The sequence below is a fragment of the Microlunatus sp. GCM10028923 genome, from assembly GCF_042666975.1.
Lineage (GTDB): Bacteria > Actinomycetota > Actinomycetes > Propionibacteriales > Propionibacteriaceae > Microlunatus.
Genome location: NZ_JBHTFF010000022.1, coordinates 25828 through 41332 on the forward strand (window position 1 = coordinate 25828; position 15505 = coordinate 41332).

A 15505-nucleotide genomic window follows, 5' to 3' on the forward strand; every position below is an offset into this window, starting at 1 on the left:
CACCCGACCGAGTGTCAGTCGGCCTTCTTGCTGCCGAGTCGACTGGAGATGAATCCCCAGATGATCAACACGATCAGCGAGCCGACGATGGCGAGCAACCAACTGCGCAATTCGAAGAATCCGCCGAGGTTGATGTCGAAGATCAGCCCGCCGAGCCAGCCGCCGAGCAATGCTCCGACGACTCCGAGAATGAGGGTGGAAATCCACCCGCCGGCCTGCTTCCCGGGCAGGATCAACTTGGCAATGGCTCCCGCAATCAGGCCCAACAGCAAGAATCCAAGAAAGCCCATCTCTGTCTCCCTCAATCGTTAGTTGGACCAAACCAACGTAGCGCTCGTTCGCCGGATCTGGCGATGATCAGGAGCAGGAATCTGCGTGCCGTGTCCCGCCGACATCAAACCGTGATCGAGCGCACCCGGATTTGATCTCAACCGCGGTTGAACTCCTAGCTTCGTGGGTATGGACATCGGCAGAGCAGGCATCAGCATCGAGGCGACGGACGACCTGGCCCGGCAGGCGCGCGGCTACGAACAACTCGGCTACGACGCGATCTGGATCGCCGGCGGTCAGCTGTCGTCGCTCGGGTTGCTGGACGAGCTGGCCGGCGCGACCGAACGGATGACGATCGGCACCGCGGTGATCCCGACCGGGGTGTATCCGGCGGAGCAGGTCGCCCGCAGCTACGCCGGCCTCGAGACCGCGGCGCCGGGCCGGTTTCTGGTCGGGCTCGGCGCCGCCCAGCAACCCCGATCGCTGGGTGCGCTGCGCGACTATCTGGACCGGCTGGACCGGGACGAGCCCGTGGTCCCGGTCGATCGTCGCTATCTCGCCGCGCTGGGCCCGCGGAAGCTGGAACTGGCGCGCGACCGCTTCGCCGGCGCGATCACACTCCTGGTCACGCCGGAGTTCACCGAGCAGGCCCGGGTCGCGCTCGGCGGCGCCCAGCAGCTCGTCATGCTGCTCGCGGTCGCCGACCTGGATCCGGTACGGGCTCGCGCGACGGCCCGGGAGACGCTCGGGTTCCTGACCCAGGTGCCCGGCTACCGCGCGCATCTGATCCGGATCGGCTTCAGCGAGGGCGAACTGGACCGGCTGGACGACCGGGTGGTCGACGCCCTGGTCCCGTGGGGCTCGGCGGAGACCGTGGCCGCTGCCGTACGGAAGCAGTGGGACGCCGGCGCCGACCAGGTGATCATCAGCCCGACCGGGCCCGGCGCCGAGGCCCTGGCCGCCGACCTCAGTGAGCTCCTCGGCCTGCGGGCCGGGTGATCGGCGTCAGGCCGGGCCGAGCCGGTTGCTGACCAGGTAGCGGCCGTGGTCGCGGCGGTAGCCGTAGAACACGACCAGCAGCGTCCCGTCCGGCAGGTCGGCCAGCGCCGGATACCCACACTGGTATTCGGCGGTGGGCCGTTGCCCGTCCGGATACTCGAGCTCGATCGGGGCACTCCAGGGCCGGCCGACGCCCTCGCTCAGCCGCAGTTCGACCCCCGGCGCCGAGCCGTCCCCGGTCGCCCGGCGGTAGGCGAGGACGTACTGCCCGGACGGCCGCCGGTGCAGGCACGGCGACATCCCGGCGAAGCCCAGCTTCTGGTACGGGCTCCAGGTCCGGCCGCCGTCGGTCGACTCGGCGCCGAACAACTGGAGGGTGTCGTCCCCGCCGACCCCCTGCTGCCGCAGCACCGCCACCAGCCGGCCGTCGTCCTCGATCACGGTGAACTCGTTGAACCCGTCGATGGCCGCGTGCGGCCGGAAGTCGGGATCGGTGGTCGCGGACAGGTCAGGCCGCCCGTCGGCGGTCTCGCCGCTCACCGTCGGGGCGGCGTAGGCGCCGATCAACCGGGCGGTCGGGTCGTGCGCGACGGTGGCCAGCCAGCCGAACGTCTCGCCGTCGTCGGCGGACTGGTAGAGCGCCGCCTGCCAGCGGTCGCCCTCGCGGCGCTGCCCCCACACGGGCAGCAGGATCCGGCCGTCGGCGGTCGGCAGCAACCGGCCGTAGATTGCCGGGCCGTGGAAGTCGGCCGCCACCCGGCGTTCGGCCGACCAGGTCCGGCCGCCGTCGTCGGAGTTGATCAGGTGTGCCGAGATCCGGCGGCCGTCGACGCCGTTCCCGACCCAGCTGACCCGGTTGTACGGCAGCAGCACGCGGCCGGTCGCCGTCGTCGTCATCGACACCGCGCCGAGCGCCGCCTCGCTGGTCTCGTCCGGGCCGGCCAGGAACTCCGGCGAACTCCAGCTGCGGCCGCCGTCGGCCGAGCGGACCAGCCCGACCCGGCCGCCCGGCCAGCCGTCGGGAACGGTCGAGAAGGAGACCAGCAGGTCGTCGCCGACCGCGGTCAGGGCGGGGAACATGGCCGGGACGCTGTCCACGACCGGTCGGGAATCCATGATGCGCAAGGCGGCCTGCGGCCGCTGGTCGGTGGACATGACCAGATTCTAGTCAATGAAATAGCAAATCCAGAGAGCGAATCAGATTCACGGCCGGCCGGTCGGGCTCCAGCCAGTCGACCGACCCGAGCCCGTCCCGAGGCAGCCAGCGCAGCTCGTCGTGCGAGTCGCCGGGGATGGGGCCGGGTTCCGCGGCCAGGGTGGCGGTCCAGACCCGGAGCTGCCAGGCCGGAGTGATCATCCACGGCGCTCCGTCGGTGAGTTCGGTGCCGACCGAGATCTCGACGCCGAGCTCCTCGACGAGCTCGCGGACCAGGGCGTCGGCCGGGGCCTCGCCCGGCTCCACCTTGCCGCCCGGGAACTCCCAGCGGCCGGCCAGGTGGGCGGGCCGGCTGCGCCGGGCGGCGAGCACCCGGCGAGGCCGTACACGATCATCGAGAATGGCCGCCGCGACCACCAGCCCGGGGTGTTCCGGGCCGGTGGTCGCGGACGTTGCTGAGGTCACGAAGGAATGATCGTCCCCCGGAACAGCGACATGACCACCGGGTTGTCGGTGTAGGCCGCGCTCTGCCAGATCGGGTCGTCGTTGGCCGGGAACTGCTTGACCCGGACGCCTTCCTGAGCCGGGTTGTTGCCGAACCGCTCCCAGATCGGGAGCCGGGGCAGCTCGGTGTTGAAGATCAACGCGAGCTGCTGGATCAGCTTCCGCTGCTCGTCCTCGTTCAGTCCCTGACCGGACTTCGTGACCAGTTCCTGGATGTTGATCTTGCCCATCCCCGGGACGTCGCGGACGAGGTCGTAGTCGATCCCGCGGCCGCCCAGGTTGCGGGTGATCGGCTCGTTGTCGGTGATGAACGCGGCCGTGAACGCGTACTGCGGATGGACGTCGCCGCCGCCCCAGCCCGCGTGGCAGAGGTCGAACCGGCTCTTGGCGACCCGGTCGCTCATGTTCGGGCTCTCGATGCCGTCCAGCGCGACCTTGATGCCGAACTTGGTCAGCTTCTCGGCGAAGTACTGCGCGGTCGGCGGCACATCGGCGAAGTCGCTCGGGAAGGTGTACTGGTATTCGGCCGGCTTGCCCTCCGGCGTCGACCACTGGTTGTTGTTGCGCTTCCAGCCGGCCTCTTCCAGCAGCGCCGCCGCCTTGTCCTGATCGAACGGGTACGGGTTGAGCTTGGCCTTGGTGTCCTCGTCGAGCCAGCGCTCGTCGAGCAGCGCCGGCATGCCGGACATGGTCGCTGAGACCTTGGCCGAGGAGTCCAGCGAGATCAGGCCGGCCTCGGCCCGGTCGACCGCGTGCGCGATCGCCTGCCGGAACCGGGCGTCCTTGAACTCGGCGCGCCGGTTCAGGCCGAAGACCATCCCGGTCCCGCTGTAGATCGCCGGCTGCAGCGTGCGGTGCTTGCCGTCGGACTCCCAGTTCTTCTGGGTCGAGACCGGGAAGCCGTGGGTCGCGTAGTCGATCGTGCCGTCCAGCACCAGCGGCGTGATGTCGTTGGTCTCGCCGTTGTAGATCTGGATGGTCTTGAACTTGACCTGGTCGGCAAACAGCCCGGAGTCCCGCTTCTTCAGCGTCAACCGGGCGTCGGTCATCGAATCGATCTCCCAGTGGAACGGCCCCGACGACAGCACCTCCTTGGCGTTGTCCTTCGGGCGCCAGGCCGAGATCTCCTCGCGCAGCGTGTTCGCCTCGGTCGAGTCGGTGGCCTTGCCGGCCTCGAAGATCTCCTTGGCCCGTTCGCCGTAGCTTCCGTACACGGCGGCGGGGATGATCGGAGCCTTCAGGATCCGCCGGTCGATCATGGTCGACGGCGCGCTCAGCTCGAACTCGACCGTCTTGTCGTCGACGGTCTTCAGCCCGCTGATCATCGGCCACTCCTGCTGGTTCATCAGCCAGCGGAGCCAGAAGGTGATCTCGACGTCCTTGGTGGTGATCGGCGAGTCGTCGCTCCAGGTCAGGCCCTGGCGCAACTGGTAGGTGAACTTCTTCTCGTCGTAGTCGTGGCCCTCGGCGAGCAGGTAGAACCACTCCTCGGCGGCCCAGTCCCACAACGCACCGGCCGGCAGGGTGAACTCGCGGTAGATGCCGAGCGTGACGCCGTTGACCAGGCCGGGGGTGAAGTTGAAATGGCCGGTCGGCGGCATGACATACGGATAGGCGGCGTGGAAGACGCCGTCGGGGTTGCTGGAGCCGCCACCTCCGTTGCCTTCCTCGCCGGGGTTCGGGTTGGCCCGCATACAGGCGCCGAGTGCGGGCACGCTCGCAGCGCCCAGGACCAGGGCCGTGAACGAGCGTCGGGTGAAGGCCGGGAGTGATCCCGGCCGGGGCCCATCAGTCATGGTGCTTCCTCTTCTCTGGGTGTTCGGGACTGCTGCGATCGTCGGATCGACTCGATCGCCGGAGAATGATCATCAGGAGCGTGCACAGGACCGCCGCTCCGACCAGCATGATCATGGTGATCACGAAGGGGCCGGTGCCGGGTGCCGGCCGGCCGAAGTACAAGATCATGGCGGCCATCACGAAGACGAACATGATCATGCCGAGCCCGGCCCGGCCCATCTCCAGGGGCAGCTTCATCGCGCCGTCGCCTCCTGCAGCCGGCGGGCGGTGCGGCGCTGCTGGGCCAGGTCCGGGTCCGGCTCCGGACAGGCCTCCAACAACGCCTGCGTGTACGGGTGCTGCGGCCGCTCGATCACGTCGAGGGTCGGGCCGGACTCGACGACCGCGCCGTGCCGCATCACGGCCATGGTGCCCTCGGCACCGAAGAACTTGGCCATCGCCAGGTCGTGGGTGATGAACAACATGCCGACCTGCCGGTCCACCCGGAGCCGGGTCAGCATCTCGAGCAACCCGATCCGGATCGAGACGTCCAGCATCGAGGTGGCCTCGTCGGCCAAGATCACCTTCGGGTTCAGCGTCAGCGACCGGGCCACCGCGACCCGCTGCCGCTGACCGCCGGACATCTGGTGCGGGAACAGCGAGATGAACCGGTCGGCCGGCTTCAGATCCACCTCCAGCAACAGTTCCCGGACCCGCTGCTCGGCCTCGTCCGGGCCCTTGACCAGCTTGTGCTCCAGGAGTGGCGCGGAGAGGATCGTGTAGACGTCCTGGATGGGGTTCAGCGAGGCGTACGGGTCCTGGTGCACGTACTGCACGCCGCGCCTGAACGTCTTCCAGGCCCGCCGGTTCCGCCGGTCGTAGACGTCCTTGCCGTCGTACCGGACCTGACCGCCGGTCGGCCGCCGGAGTCCGGCGGCGATCTTGGCCAGCGTGCTCTTGCCGGAGCCGCTCTGGCCGACCAGGCAGACCACCTCGCCGGGCCCAACGTTGAGGCTGACGTCCTTGACCGCGACCACGCTCTCCCGGGTCGAGTGGAACACCTGCCGGATCGAGTCGAGTTCCAGCAGCGGGCCGTTGCCGGCCGGGGCTGACGGGCTGTTTTCAGGCATCGCGCTGCTCCTGGTCGGGGCGCCGGGTGGCGCCGGTCAACGTCGGGACCGAACCGATCAACTTCTGCGTGTACGGATGCTGCGGGCGGTAGAAGATGTCCCGGACGTCGCCGACCTCCACCATCTCGCCGTCGTACATGGTGGCGACCCGGGTGGCCAGCTCGGCCGCCACCGCCAGGTCGTGCGAGACGAAGATCATCGCGAAGTCGAGCCGCTCGTGCAGGTCGTAGATCAGATCGACGATCCGCCGCTGGGTCAGGATGTCCAGGGCGGTGGTCGGCTCGTCCAAGATCAGGATCTGCGGCTCGAGCAGGATCGCCATCGCGATCAGCACCCGCTGCCGCATGCCGCCGGACAGCTCGTGCGGGTAGGCGCGGAGCACCCGGCCCGGCTCCAGGTCCACCTCGCGGAGCGCGTGCTCGGCCCGCTCGGTGATCTCCCGTTTGCCGATGCCGTCCTGATGATCACGGATGGTGTCGGCCATCTGGTCCTTGATCTTCAGCACCGGGTTGAACGAGTTCATCGCACCCTGGAAGACGATCGCCGCCTCGGACCAGCGGAACCGGCGCATGGCCGGCTCGGAGAGGCTGCGCAGGTCGATCAGTTCACCCGCGCGGTTGCGGTACTCGAGCTCCCCGCCGCTGATCTGGGCGATCTTGGGGAGCAGCCGCAGCAGGCTCAGCGCGAGGGTGGTCTTGCCACACCCGCTCTCGCCGATCAGCGCGATGCTCTCGTGCGGGTACAGCTCGAAGCTCACCCGGTCGACGGCACGCAGCACGTGCGCGTCCGACCGCTGGCTCGCCTCGGTGCGGTATTCGACAGTGAGGTCCTTGACGCTCAGGACCGGGCCGGCGTTCGTCATGTCCACCCCGTTCTCAGTTGTGCCGCAGCCGCGGGTTGAGGATCTCTTCGAACGACCTGGACATCGTGACCAGAGACAGCTGGAGCAGCGAGATGGCCACCACCGGCCCCATCGCCCACCAGACCGATTCGTCGCGGAAGTGCGCACCGGCCTTCTGGGCCCAGTGGATGGTGATCCCCCAGTTGGTGCCGGTCAGCGGTGCCAGACCGAGCAGGTAGAGGCCGACCAGGGAGTAGATCGCGTTGATCGCGCCGAGGACGAAGTTCATCATGATGTAGCTCGCCATGTTCGGCACGATCTCCCGGAGCACGATCCGGCTGATGCTCAGATCGAGCAGTCGCGCCGCCTCGACGTACTCGCGTTCCTTGATCGAGAACGCCTGGGCGCGCACCGTACGGAGCAGGCCCGGCCAGCCGAGCACGCCGATCAGGACGGCCAGCCCCCAGTCCGAGCCGATCGAGTAGAAGGCCGCGATCACCGCCAGCAGGATGATCGACGGGATCGTCAGCGCGATGTCGGTGGCGGTGACGATCACCGCGTCCAGCCGGCCGCCGACGTACGCGGCGAGGGAGCCGAAGAAGACGGCGATGACGGTCGAGATCAACGCGGCCAGGAAGCCGACCAAGATCACCGCCCGGCCGCCGTCGATGACGTCCACCAGGACGTCCTTGCCCATGTTGTCGGTGCCCATCCAGTGCTGCCAGCTCGGGCCGGCCAGCCGGTTGGCCACGTCGGTGCTCTGCTCCGGTGTGAAGAACGGGCCGATCAGGCAGATCAGCAGGATCGCCACGAAGACGCAGAAGCCGATGAAGCCGGACCGCGACCGGCGGATGCCGCGCCAGAAGATCTGCAGCGCGTTGGGCCGGTCCCGGCGGCCGCCGGCGGCGGGGGCGGCCGGTTCCGGACCGGTCGGTTCGTCGCCCCTCGGGTTCGTACCGGATGCGATGATCATGCCCATGGCTCAGCCCTCCTGTCCGCGTACCCGGACCCGGGGATCGATGGTGCTGTAGAGGAAGTCGGCCGCGAGGTTGGCGATCACCACCGAGATCGTGGTGAGCAGCAGCACGCCCTGGATCGTGGTGTAGTCGCGGCTGCTGATCGAGTCGTAGAGCAGTTGGCCGATGCCCGGATAGCGGGTGATCGTCTCGACCAGGATCGAGCCGCCGACCAGGAACCCGATCGAGAGCATGAATGCCGTGAACATCGGCAGCATGGCGTTGCGCCCGACGTACTGGTACTGGATCCGGGTCGTCCGCAGCCCACGCGCCCTGGCCACCTGGACGTAGTCGTCGCCGAGGACCTGGACGGTCGACGATTTCATCACCAGCATCCAGCCGCCGACCGAGGTGAGGATGTAACACCAGATCGGCAGCGCGGCGTGGAACAGGGCGTCCATGATGAAGGTGAGGTTGAACCCGATCTCCACCCCGGGCGTGTACGCACCGCGCATGTCGGCCAACGGCAACCAGCCGAGTTTCACGCCGAAGACGACGATCAGCATGATCGCCAGCAGGAAGGACGGGATCGACTGGGTGACCGAGCCGAACGCGGTCGCCAGGTGATCGAACCAGCCGCCGCGCCGGTACGCCATCACCATGCCGAGCGCGACGCCGGAGACGAAGCTGATCACCAGCGCGATGCCGACGCTGAACAGGGTCCACGGCAGGTACTGCCCGATCATGGACCCGACCGGGGTTCCCGGAGCGGTGATCGAACTGCCCAGATCGCCCCGGACCAGGTTGCCCAGATAGCTGAAGTACTGCTCGACCGGGGACGCGGTCGGGTCGAACGAGAACAGCACCGAGGCCGCGGCGGCCGCTTCCTCGTAGCTGCGGCCGTACTGGGTGATCTGCTCGTTGATGTAGACGTCGAGCGGACTGCCCGGCAACAGCCTGACCAGGAAGAACGTCGCGGTGGCGACCACGAAGATCGTCAGCAGCGCGCGCAGCAACCGGAACGCGACGTAGCGAATGGTGCCGACCAGGTGCCGCCGGCGCCACTCCGCGGAACTGACCGCGGCCGCCGCAGCCTCCTCGGCGTCCTCGACCTCCGCGGCAGCGTCGAAGGGAGCATCGGACGCCGTTGCCACGGCGCCGGGAGAAATCTTGCTCGAATCCGTCATGCCGCCTGACCTTCCTGACCTCGTTGAGGAACAACGCGTACAGGTTTCAGGTGCGCCGTTGCCCTCATACCGATCAAATCCCGTCGCCGTGAGGCGCCGAACCGGGGGAACCGTCGCCTCCCTGCGGCGGCCGATGACCAGCTTTGTCAGGCCATACCCCGATTGCGGCAAGACTCTACTGGAACCGCGCCAGAATGTGTTCAGTTAAATCAAAAACCGAGCACAATCACTCACGCCGTAGATCCGCGAGTGGGGCGCGAGTATTCTGGGTCGGCTGCGCAGGGGTTTCGGACGAGTAAGGTCACACGCGATGTTGCTCTCCAACCGGATCCCGGCCGCTCCCGATCCCGACGCGATTTTCGAGGCATTCGTCGACTGGTCGGTCGAGCGGGGCTGGCAGCCCTACCCGGCGCAGACCGAGGCCCTGATCGAGATCGTCTCCGGCTCGAACGTGATCATGGCGACGCCGACCGGCTCCGGGAAGAGTCTGGTCGCCACCGGCGCCCAGTTCGCCACCCTGGCCGCCGGCGGCACCACCTACTACACGGCGCCGATCAAGGCCCTGGTGTCGGAGAAGTTCTTCGCGGCCACCGAGTTCTTCGGTCCGGAGCGGGTCGGCATGCTCACCGGCGACGCGAGCGTCAACGCCGGAGCGCCGATCATCTGCTGCACCGCCGAGGTGCTGGCCAACATCGCGCTGCGCCAGGGGGATCGCGGCGGCATCGACACCGTGATCATGGACGAGTTCCACTACTACGCCGAACCCGATCGCGGCTGGGCCTGGCAGGTGCCCCTGATCGAGCTGCCCTCGGCGCAGTTCCTGCTGATGTCGGCGACGCTCGGCGACATGACCCGGTTCGAGGCCGACCTGAGCCGGCGGACCGGGCGGCAGACCGCGGTGGTCAGCTCGGTGGAACGACCGATTCCCCTTTACTACTCGTACGTGACGACGACCCTGCACGAGACGATCGAGGAGCGGCTGGAGTCCCGGGACGCTCCCATCTACGTGGTGCACTTCAGCCGGGCGGCCGCGATCGAGCAGGCCCAGGCGATGGCCAGCCTCAAGGTCGCGACCCGGGAGGAGAAGGACAAGATCGCCGAACTGATCGGCGACTTCCGGTTCTCGGCCGGCTTCGGCAAGACCCTGTCCCGGCTGGTCCGGATGGGGATCGGGGTGCACCACTCCGGGATGCTGCCGCGCTACCGGCGGCTGGTCGAGCGGCTGGCCCAGGCCGGGCTGCTCAAGATCATCTGCGGTACGGACACGCTGGGCGTCGGGATCAACGTCCCGATCCGGACCGTGCTGCTGACCTCGCTGAGCAAGTACGACGGCGTGAAGCCGCGGCTGCTCACCGCCCGCGAGTTCCACCAGATCGCCGGCCGGGCCGGTCGGGCCGGCTACGACACGGCCGGCAACGTCGTGATCCAGGCCCCTGATCACGTGGTCGCCAACGAGAAGGCGCTGGCCAAGGCCGGCGACGACCCGAAGAAGCGGCGCAAGGTGGTCCGGAAAAGGCCGCCGGAAGGCACCGTCGGGTACGGCCAGCCGACCTACGACCGGCTGGTCGCGGCCGAGCCGGAACCGCTGGAGTCGAGCTTCGGGGTCAGCCACGCGATGGTGATCAACGTGATCGCCCGCGGCGGCGACTGCTTCGCCGGGATGCGGCACCTGCTCACCGGCAACGACGAACCGGCCGCCCGGCGGCGACGGCACGTCCACCGCACGATCGAGATCTACCGCGGCCTGCTGGCCACCGGCATCGTGGAGCCGAACCCGTCCGGCACCGGGGCCCGGCTGACCATCGACCTGCAGGAGGACTTCGCGCTGAACCAGCCGCTGTCGCCCTTCGCGCTGGCCGCCCTCGACCTGCTCGATCCGGAGTCCGACGACTACACGATGGACATCGTCTCGGTGATCGAATCGATTCTGGAGGATCCGCGGCCGGTGCTGACCGCGCAGCGGAACCGGGCTCGCGGGGCGGCGGTCGAGGCGATGAAGGCCGAGGGGATCGAGTACGAGGAGCGGATGGAGCTGCTCGAGGACGTCACCCATCCCCAGCCGCTGGCCGAGCAACTGGGGCATGCGTACACGGTCTACGCCCAGACCCACCCCTGGGTCCTTGATCACCGGCTGTCACCGAAGTCGGTGGTCCGCGAACTGTCCGAGCAGGCGATGACCTTCTCCGAGTACGTCAGCAACTATCAGCTGGCCCGGTCCGAGGGGATCGTGCTGCGCTACCTGTCCGACGCGTACAAGGCGCTGCGGCAGACGGTGCCGGAGTCGATGCGGACGCCCGACCTGGCCGACCTGATCACCTGGCTCGGCGAGATGATCCGCCAGGTCGACTCCAGCCTGGTCGACGAGTGGGAGGAACTGCGGCATCCCGGCGCGCAGCCGAAGGAGCACCGGATCGACGAGCGGCCGGCGCCGGTCACCCAGAACCAGCGCGCCTTCGCGATCATGGTCCGGAACGCGATGTTCCGCCGGGTCGAGCTGGCCGCCCGGCGCCGCTGGGACGATCTGGGCGCGCTGGACGGCGACGCCGGCTGGACCGCCGACGACTGGTGGAACGCCCTGAAGCCGTACTTCGAACGGCACGGCGAGATCGGCACCGGCCCGGACGCGCGCGGCCCCCAGCTGCTCGCCCTCGACCGGTCCGAGGACGTCTTCCGGGTCCGGCAGACGCTGGACGACCCGGCGGGGGACCGGGACTGGGTGATCGAGGCCGAGGTCGACCTGGCTGCCAGCGACGAGGCCGGCGAGGCCGTCGTGCGGGTGACCCGGGTCGGCGAACTCAGCGGCTTCACGGACGAGAGTTGACCGTCGCGGCTCGATCGACCCAGTGCCGCCACGCGGTGCCGAACGGTTCGGAACCCGCTCGAACCGCAGCCAGCAATTCGTCAGCTGTCGCCCGGGCACCCGCGACGACCGTCTCCGGGTAGCGGTAGCGAACGGTGTGCGCGGCGAACTCGTCCTCGTCCTCGATCCAGCACCGGCCGTCGGCGGCGGCGACGACATCGAGGTCCAGATCCACGGCGCGGATGGCCCAGCCGGACCCGTCGTCGGAGAACTCCGGCACGGTCGTGACGTCGGCATACAACGCCGTGCGGTGCGGTGGTGCGTTGAAATGGGCCAGAAAGCCACCCGTCCGAGGAATCAACATGGCGTGGGCCGCCCGCCGCCGGAGCTCCGTCCCTGCTTCCGCGGCGTCAAAGGGAAAGGGAGAGCCGTCCGCATTCGCGAGCCAGCCGCCATGTTGATCGGAGCCGAGAAAGAGCATCCGCGCCTGGCGATGGGCCGCGCCGTCCCACTTGCGCTGCCGAAGGGTCACGGGTTCGCCGATCCCCGGTTCAGTGTTCATCTCGCCCCTTCCGAGGATCCATCGTTCCAGTCGGGTGCACGCCAAGGGGGTTAGGCAGCCCTCACCTATAGTGGTTCGGTGATGACCGGGGACGGGAGCTGAGCGCCGATGGACTTCTGGCGCGACTGGCCCTATCCGGTGGCTCTGTCGGTCCTGTTCCTGGTGATCCTGCTCCGCGCCAACGCCACCTACTGGATCGGCCGGGCCGCGAATGCCGGGGCCGACCGGACCCGGCTGCACCGGCTGATGGAGACCTCCGGCTACCGGCGGGCGCGGGACCTGGTGGTCCGCTGGGGCGCTCCGGTGATCACGGTGTCGTTCCTCACGGTGGGGCTGCAGACCTTGATCAATCTCGCGGCCGGTGCCCTCCGGATGCCGTACCGCCGCTATCTGCCGGCGATGCTGATCGGCGGCGTGCTCTGGGCGTTCCTGTACGCGACGTTCGGCTTCGTCTCGTTCGAGGTGTGGCAGCGGCTGTACGAACGCTGGCCCGGCCTCGCCATCGCCTTGCTGGTGCTGCTGGTGTTGATCTTGATCGGCTTCATCGTCCGGCAGGCGACCCGGTCGCGGCGGCGCGGCGATGATCAGACGTCGCCGGAGGATGCCGATCGCGCGTCGGGGGATAACGTGGGGGCGTGACGTTCGACCCAGCCCGCTGGCAGCCGATCGATGGCTTCGCCTTCACCGACATCACCTATCACCGCGCCGTCGACGCCCCGGTCGTCCGGGTGGCGTTCGACCGGCCGGAGGTGCGCAACGCGTTCCGTCCGCACACCGTGGACGAGCTGTACCGCGCTCTTGATCATGCGCGGACCAGCTCCGACGTCGGCTGCGTCCTGCTCACCGGGAACGGCCCGTCGCCCAAGGACGGCGGCTGGGCCTTCTGCAGCGGGGGTGATCAGCGGATCCGCGGCCGCGCCGGCTACGAGTACGAGGACGGCGCCGAGCCACCGGCCGACCAGCCGGCGCCCGATGCCGGTGCGCTCGGCCGGCTGCACATCCTCGAGGTGCAACGGCTGATCAGGTTCATGCCGAAGGTGGTGATCGCGCTGGTCAACGGCTGGGCGGCCGGCGGCGGGCACAGCCTGCACGTGGTCTGCGACCTGACCCTGGCCAGCGCCGAGCACGCCCGGTTCAAGCAGACCGACGCCGATGTCGGCTCCTTCGACGCCGGCTTCGGCTCGGCCTACCTGGCCCGCCAGGTCGGCCAGAAGCTCGCCCGGGAGATCTTCTTCCTCGGCGAGGTCTACGACGCCGAGGATGCGCATCGGATGGGCATGGTCAACCGCGTCGTACCCCATGATCAACTCGAAGAGGTCGGCGTCGAGTGGGGTAAGAAGATCTGTGCCAAGAGCCCGACCGCGCAGCGGATGCTCAAGTTCGCGTTCAACGCGATCGACGACGGCCTGGTCGGCCAGCAGGTCTTCGCGGGCGAGACCACCCGGCTCGCGTACATGACCGATGAGGCCGTCGAGGGCCGCAACGCCTTCCTGGAGAAGCGGCCGCCGGACTGGTCGGCCTTCCCGTACTACTACTGAGTCGACTGAGTCATAACTATTGCATAGTTATGAACGCCTTGCAGGCGGCGCTTGCAAAGTTCATAACTATGTATAACTATGGACTTCGTGACTCCAGCGGATCTTCGACGGCTCGTGCGAGCGGGCGAGACATTCACGACGGAGTTCAAACGTGCCAGGGGTCTCAACGACAGCGACATCGTGAACGCAGTCGTGTGCATGGCCAACGGCGAAGGCGGGCACCTTCTCCTGGGCGTCGAGGACAACGGGGACATCACTGGCCTCCCCCCGCGTCACGGCGATCGGACTGACCCCGATCGCCTTCGTGCCTTGATCCTCAACAACACCGAACCTGCGGTTGCAACGGAGATCGAACTCGTCCAGATCGACGAGGGTCTTGAAGTTGCAGCGATCGAGATTGCGGCCGCTCCGAGTCCAGTGGGCAGCAAGGCGGGCGTCTTCTTGCGCCGCGCCACGAAGTTCGACGGGTCGCCCGAGTGCGTGCCCTATCGTGCGCACGAGATCATCTCAGCGGGCCTCAGTGCCCAGGGTCGCGACTATGCGGAGACGCCGGCACGGGGTGCTCGGATGACTGATCTCGATCCACGCGAGTTCGACTCGTTCCGCCGGCTGTGCGGTGATGGCCGGGGTGACCGCGGCCTGGCCGAGGCCGACAACGAGGATGTCCTGCGTGCACTTCGGGTGGTCCGGCCGGACACCGGAGAGCTCACGCTCGGCGCCGTTCTGCTGTTCGGGCGGGAGTCCGCGCTGTTCACACATGTGCCAACGGCAGAAGTCTTGTTCCAGGAGTCGACCGAGGGTGAGATCACCACGAATCAGCAGCTCCGGCTCCCCCTATTTCGGGTGGCCGAGAGGATTCGCGAGCTCATCGAGGTTCGCAACACCGAGCAGGAGTTCGTTCTTGGGCTGCACCGCGTGGGCGTGCCGCGTCTGCCGGACGGGATCGTCCGCGAGGTCGTTGCCAATGCGCTGATCCACCGCGACTATTCCGAACTTGGGCCCATCGCCGTGAGACTGAGTGAAGATCAACTCCAGGTGTCCAGCCCCGGCGGACTTCCGCCGGGGATCACGTTGCGGAGCTTGCTGACCGAGTCAAGGCCGCGCAGTGTCATCCTTGCTGATGCCTTCAAGCGTGCTGGTCTCGTTGACCGCTATGGCCGCGGTGTATCCGAGATGTACCGGCAGTTGTTGCGACTTGGCCGCGATGGTCCGGATTACTCCGCGACGAGCGACAAGTCCGTGATCGTCGACATCCCTACGAGCGATGCCGATCTCGAAATGGTTCGATTCGTGATCGAGTATGAGGAGAGTGAGGACAAGCGGCTCACGCTCCCTCACCTTCGGATCCTGCATGAGATCAAAGCGATGGGGGACGGGAGCATCTCCGAGTTGGCCTCGTCCCTCGATGTAGCGGACGTGACGGTCCGAGGAGACCTTGCGAGACTCACCGAGCTGGGACTGGTGGAGCCGCGAGGCAGCGGCCGCGGTCGACGGTTCCACCTGACCGCGGCCTTCTACCGGAAGGCGGAGTCCTCGGCGTACGTAAGGTTGCAGGACACCGAGCCGATTCAGCAGGACCACATGGTGCTCGCCTATGTTGATCAATGGGGCTCCATCACGCGCAGAAAGGCAGCCGAACTCTGCCGGTTGAGCCCACTGCAGGCGAGGACGACTTTGCGGCGACTTGTCGACGCCGGCGAGCTTGAACTCCGTGGTGAGCGACGCGGTGCCCATTACGTACGTCCGGGTCGAAACTGACATTGCGGACTGGTGGTCCTAAACCGAT

The 15505-nt window shown here is 67.9% G+C and carries 15 protein-coding genes; 5 read left to right on the forward strand and 10 right to left on the reverse strand.

The features are described from left to right. Positions 1-14: 14 nt before the first annotated feature. A complete protein-coding gene (locus tag ACFQU4_RS35225) occupies positions 15-305 on the reverse strand; it encodes a GlsB/YeaQ/YmgE family stress response membrane protein (RefSeq protein WP_377501338.1) in 291 nt (96 codons plus the stop codon). Positions 306-459: 154 nt separating this feature from the next. On the opposite strand from ACFQU4_RS35225, the gene ACFQU4_RS35230 reads away from it, so the two are divergent. Further along, positions 460-1269 carry a TIGR03620 family F420-dependent LLM class oxidoreductase gene (locus ACFQU4_RS35230; protein ID WP_377501340.1) on the forward strand — a complete coding sequence of 270 codons (810 nt, stop codon included), beginning with the start codon at positions 460-462 and terminating at the stop codon, positions 1267-1269. Positions 1270-1275: 6 nt separating this feature from the next. On the opposite strand, the gene ACFQU4_RS35235 is transcribed toward ACFQU4_RS35230, so the two are convergent. The 8 genes from ACFQU4_RS35235 to ACFQU4_RS35270 are packed head-to-tail and all read right to left on the reverse strand — an operon-like array spanning position 1276 to position 8819. Beyond that, complete coding sequence (locus tag ACFQU4_RS35235) at positions 1276-2424, reverse strand: sialidase family protein (protein WP_377501342.1); 1149 nt, start codon at positions 2422-2424, stop codon at positions 1276-1278. A 13-nt stretch (positions 2425-2437) separates the two neighbouring features. After that, positions 2438-2890, reverse strand: coding sequence for a (deoxy)nucleoside triphosphate pyrophosphohydrolase (locus ACFQU4_RS35240; protein ID WP_377501344.1), 453 nt, complete (start codon positions 2888-2890; stop codon positions 2438-2440). Continuing rightward, positions 2887-4725, reverse strand: a complete 1839-nt coding sequence (locus ACFQU4_RS35245; RefSeq protein ID WP_377501346.1) for an ABC transporter substrate-binding protein — start codon at positions 4723-4725, stop codon at positions 2887-2889. The genes ACFQU4_RS35240 and ACFQU4_RS35245 overlap by 4 nt, the downstream gene beginning before the upstream one ends. Then, positions 4718-4963, reverse strand: coding sequence for a hypothetical protein (locus tag ACFQU4_RS35250; RefSeq protein WP_377501348.1), 246 nt, complete (start codon positions 4961-4963; stop codon positions 4718-4720). Before ACFQU4_RS35250 ends, ACFQU4_RS35245 begins: the two co-directional genes overlap by 8 nt. Next, positions 4960-5835: an ABC transporter ATP-binding protein gene (locus ACFQU4_RS35255; RefSeq protein ID WP_377501350.1), complete on the reverse strand. Its 876-nt coding sequence runs from the start codon at positions 5833-5835 to the stop codon at positions 4960-4962. The genes ACFQU4_RS35250 and ACFQU4_RS35255 overlap by 4 nt, the downstream gene beginning before the upstream one ends. Further along, entirely contained in the window at positions 5828-6697 is an 870-nt protein-coding gene (locus ACFQU4_RS35260) for an ABC transporter ATP-binding protein (RefSeq protein ID WP_377501551.1), read from the reverse strand. The genes ACFQU4_RS35255 and ACFQU4_RS35260 overlap by 8 nt, the downstream gene beginning before the upstream one ends. A 13-nt stretch (positions 6698-6710) precedes the next feature. Then, a complete protein-coding gene (locus ACFQU4_RS35265; protein ID WP_377501352.1) occupies positions 6711-7649 on the reverse strand; it encodes an ABC transporter permease in 939 nt (312 codons plus the stop codon). 9 nt (positions 7650-7658) lie between these two features. Continuing rightward, the gene (locus ACFQU4_RS35270) at positions 7659-8819 is read right to left on the reverse strand and encodes an ABC transporter permease (protein WP_377501354.1); all 1161 of its coding nucleotides are present in this window, start codon (positions 8817-8819) and stop codon (positions 7659-7661) included. A 310-nt stretch (positions 8820-9129) separates the two neighbouring features. Between ACFQU4_RS35270 and ACFQU4_RS35275 the strand changes: the two genes are divergently transcribed. After that, positions 9130-11640, forward strand: a complete 2511-nt coding sequence (locus ACFQU4_RS35275; protein ID WP_377501356.1) for a DEAD/DEAH box helicase — start codon at positions 9130-9132, stop codon at positions 11638-11640. On the opposite strand, the gene ACFQU4_RS35280 is transcribed toward ACFQU4_RS35275, so the two are convergent. Further along, the gene (locus ACFQU4_RS35280) at positions 11624-12181 is read right to left on the reverse strand and encodes a DUF402 domain-containing protein (RefSeq protein WP_377501358.1); all 558 of its coding nucleotides are present in this window, start codon (positions 12179-12181) and stop codon (positions 11624-11626) included. The two genes, ACFQU4_RS35275 and ACFQU4_RS35280, sit on opposite strands and share 17 nt — an antisense overlap. A gap of 108 nt (positions 12182-12289) precedes the next feature. Here ACFQU4_RS35280 and ACFQU4_RS35285 point away from each other — a divergent pair, with 108 nt between their 5' ends. The 3 genes from ACFQU4_RS35285 (at position 12290) to ACFQU4_RS35295 (ending at position 15477) form a co-directional block, all read left to right on the forward strand. Continuing rightward, entirely contained in the window at positions 12290-12820 is a 531-nt protein-coding gene (locus ACFQU4_RS35285) for a DedA family protein (protein WP_377501360.1), read from the forward strand. After that, positions 12817-13719 carry a 1,4-dihydroxy-2-naphthoyl-CoA synthase gene (locus ACFQU4_RS35290; protein ID WP_377501362.1) on the forward strand — a complete coding sequence of 301 codons (903 nt, stop codon included), beginning with the start codon at positions 12817-12819 and terminating at the stop codon, positions 13717-13719. Before ACFQU4_RS35285 ends, ACFQU4_RS35290 begins: the two co-directional genes overlap by 4 nt. A gap of 78 nt (positions 13720-13797) precedes the next feature. After that, positions 13798-15477, forward strand: coding sequence for an RNA-binding domain-containing protein (locus ACFQU4_RS35295; RefSeq protein ID WP_377501364.1), 1680 nt, complete (start codon positions 13798-13800; stop codon positions 15475-15477). Positions 15478-15505 lie beyond the last annotated feature (28 nt).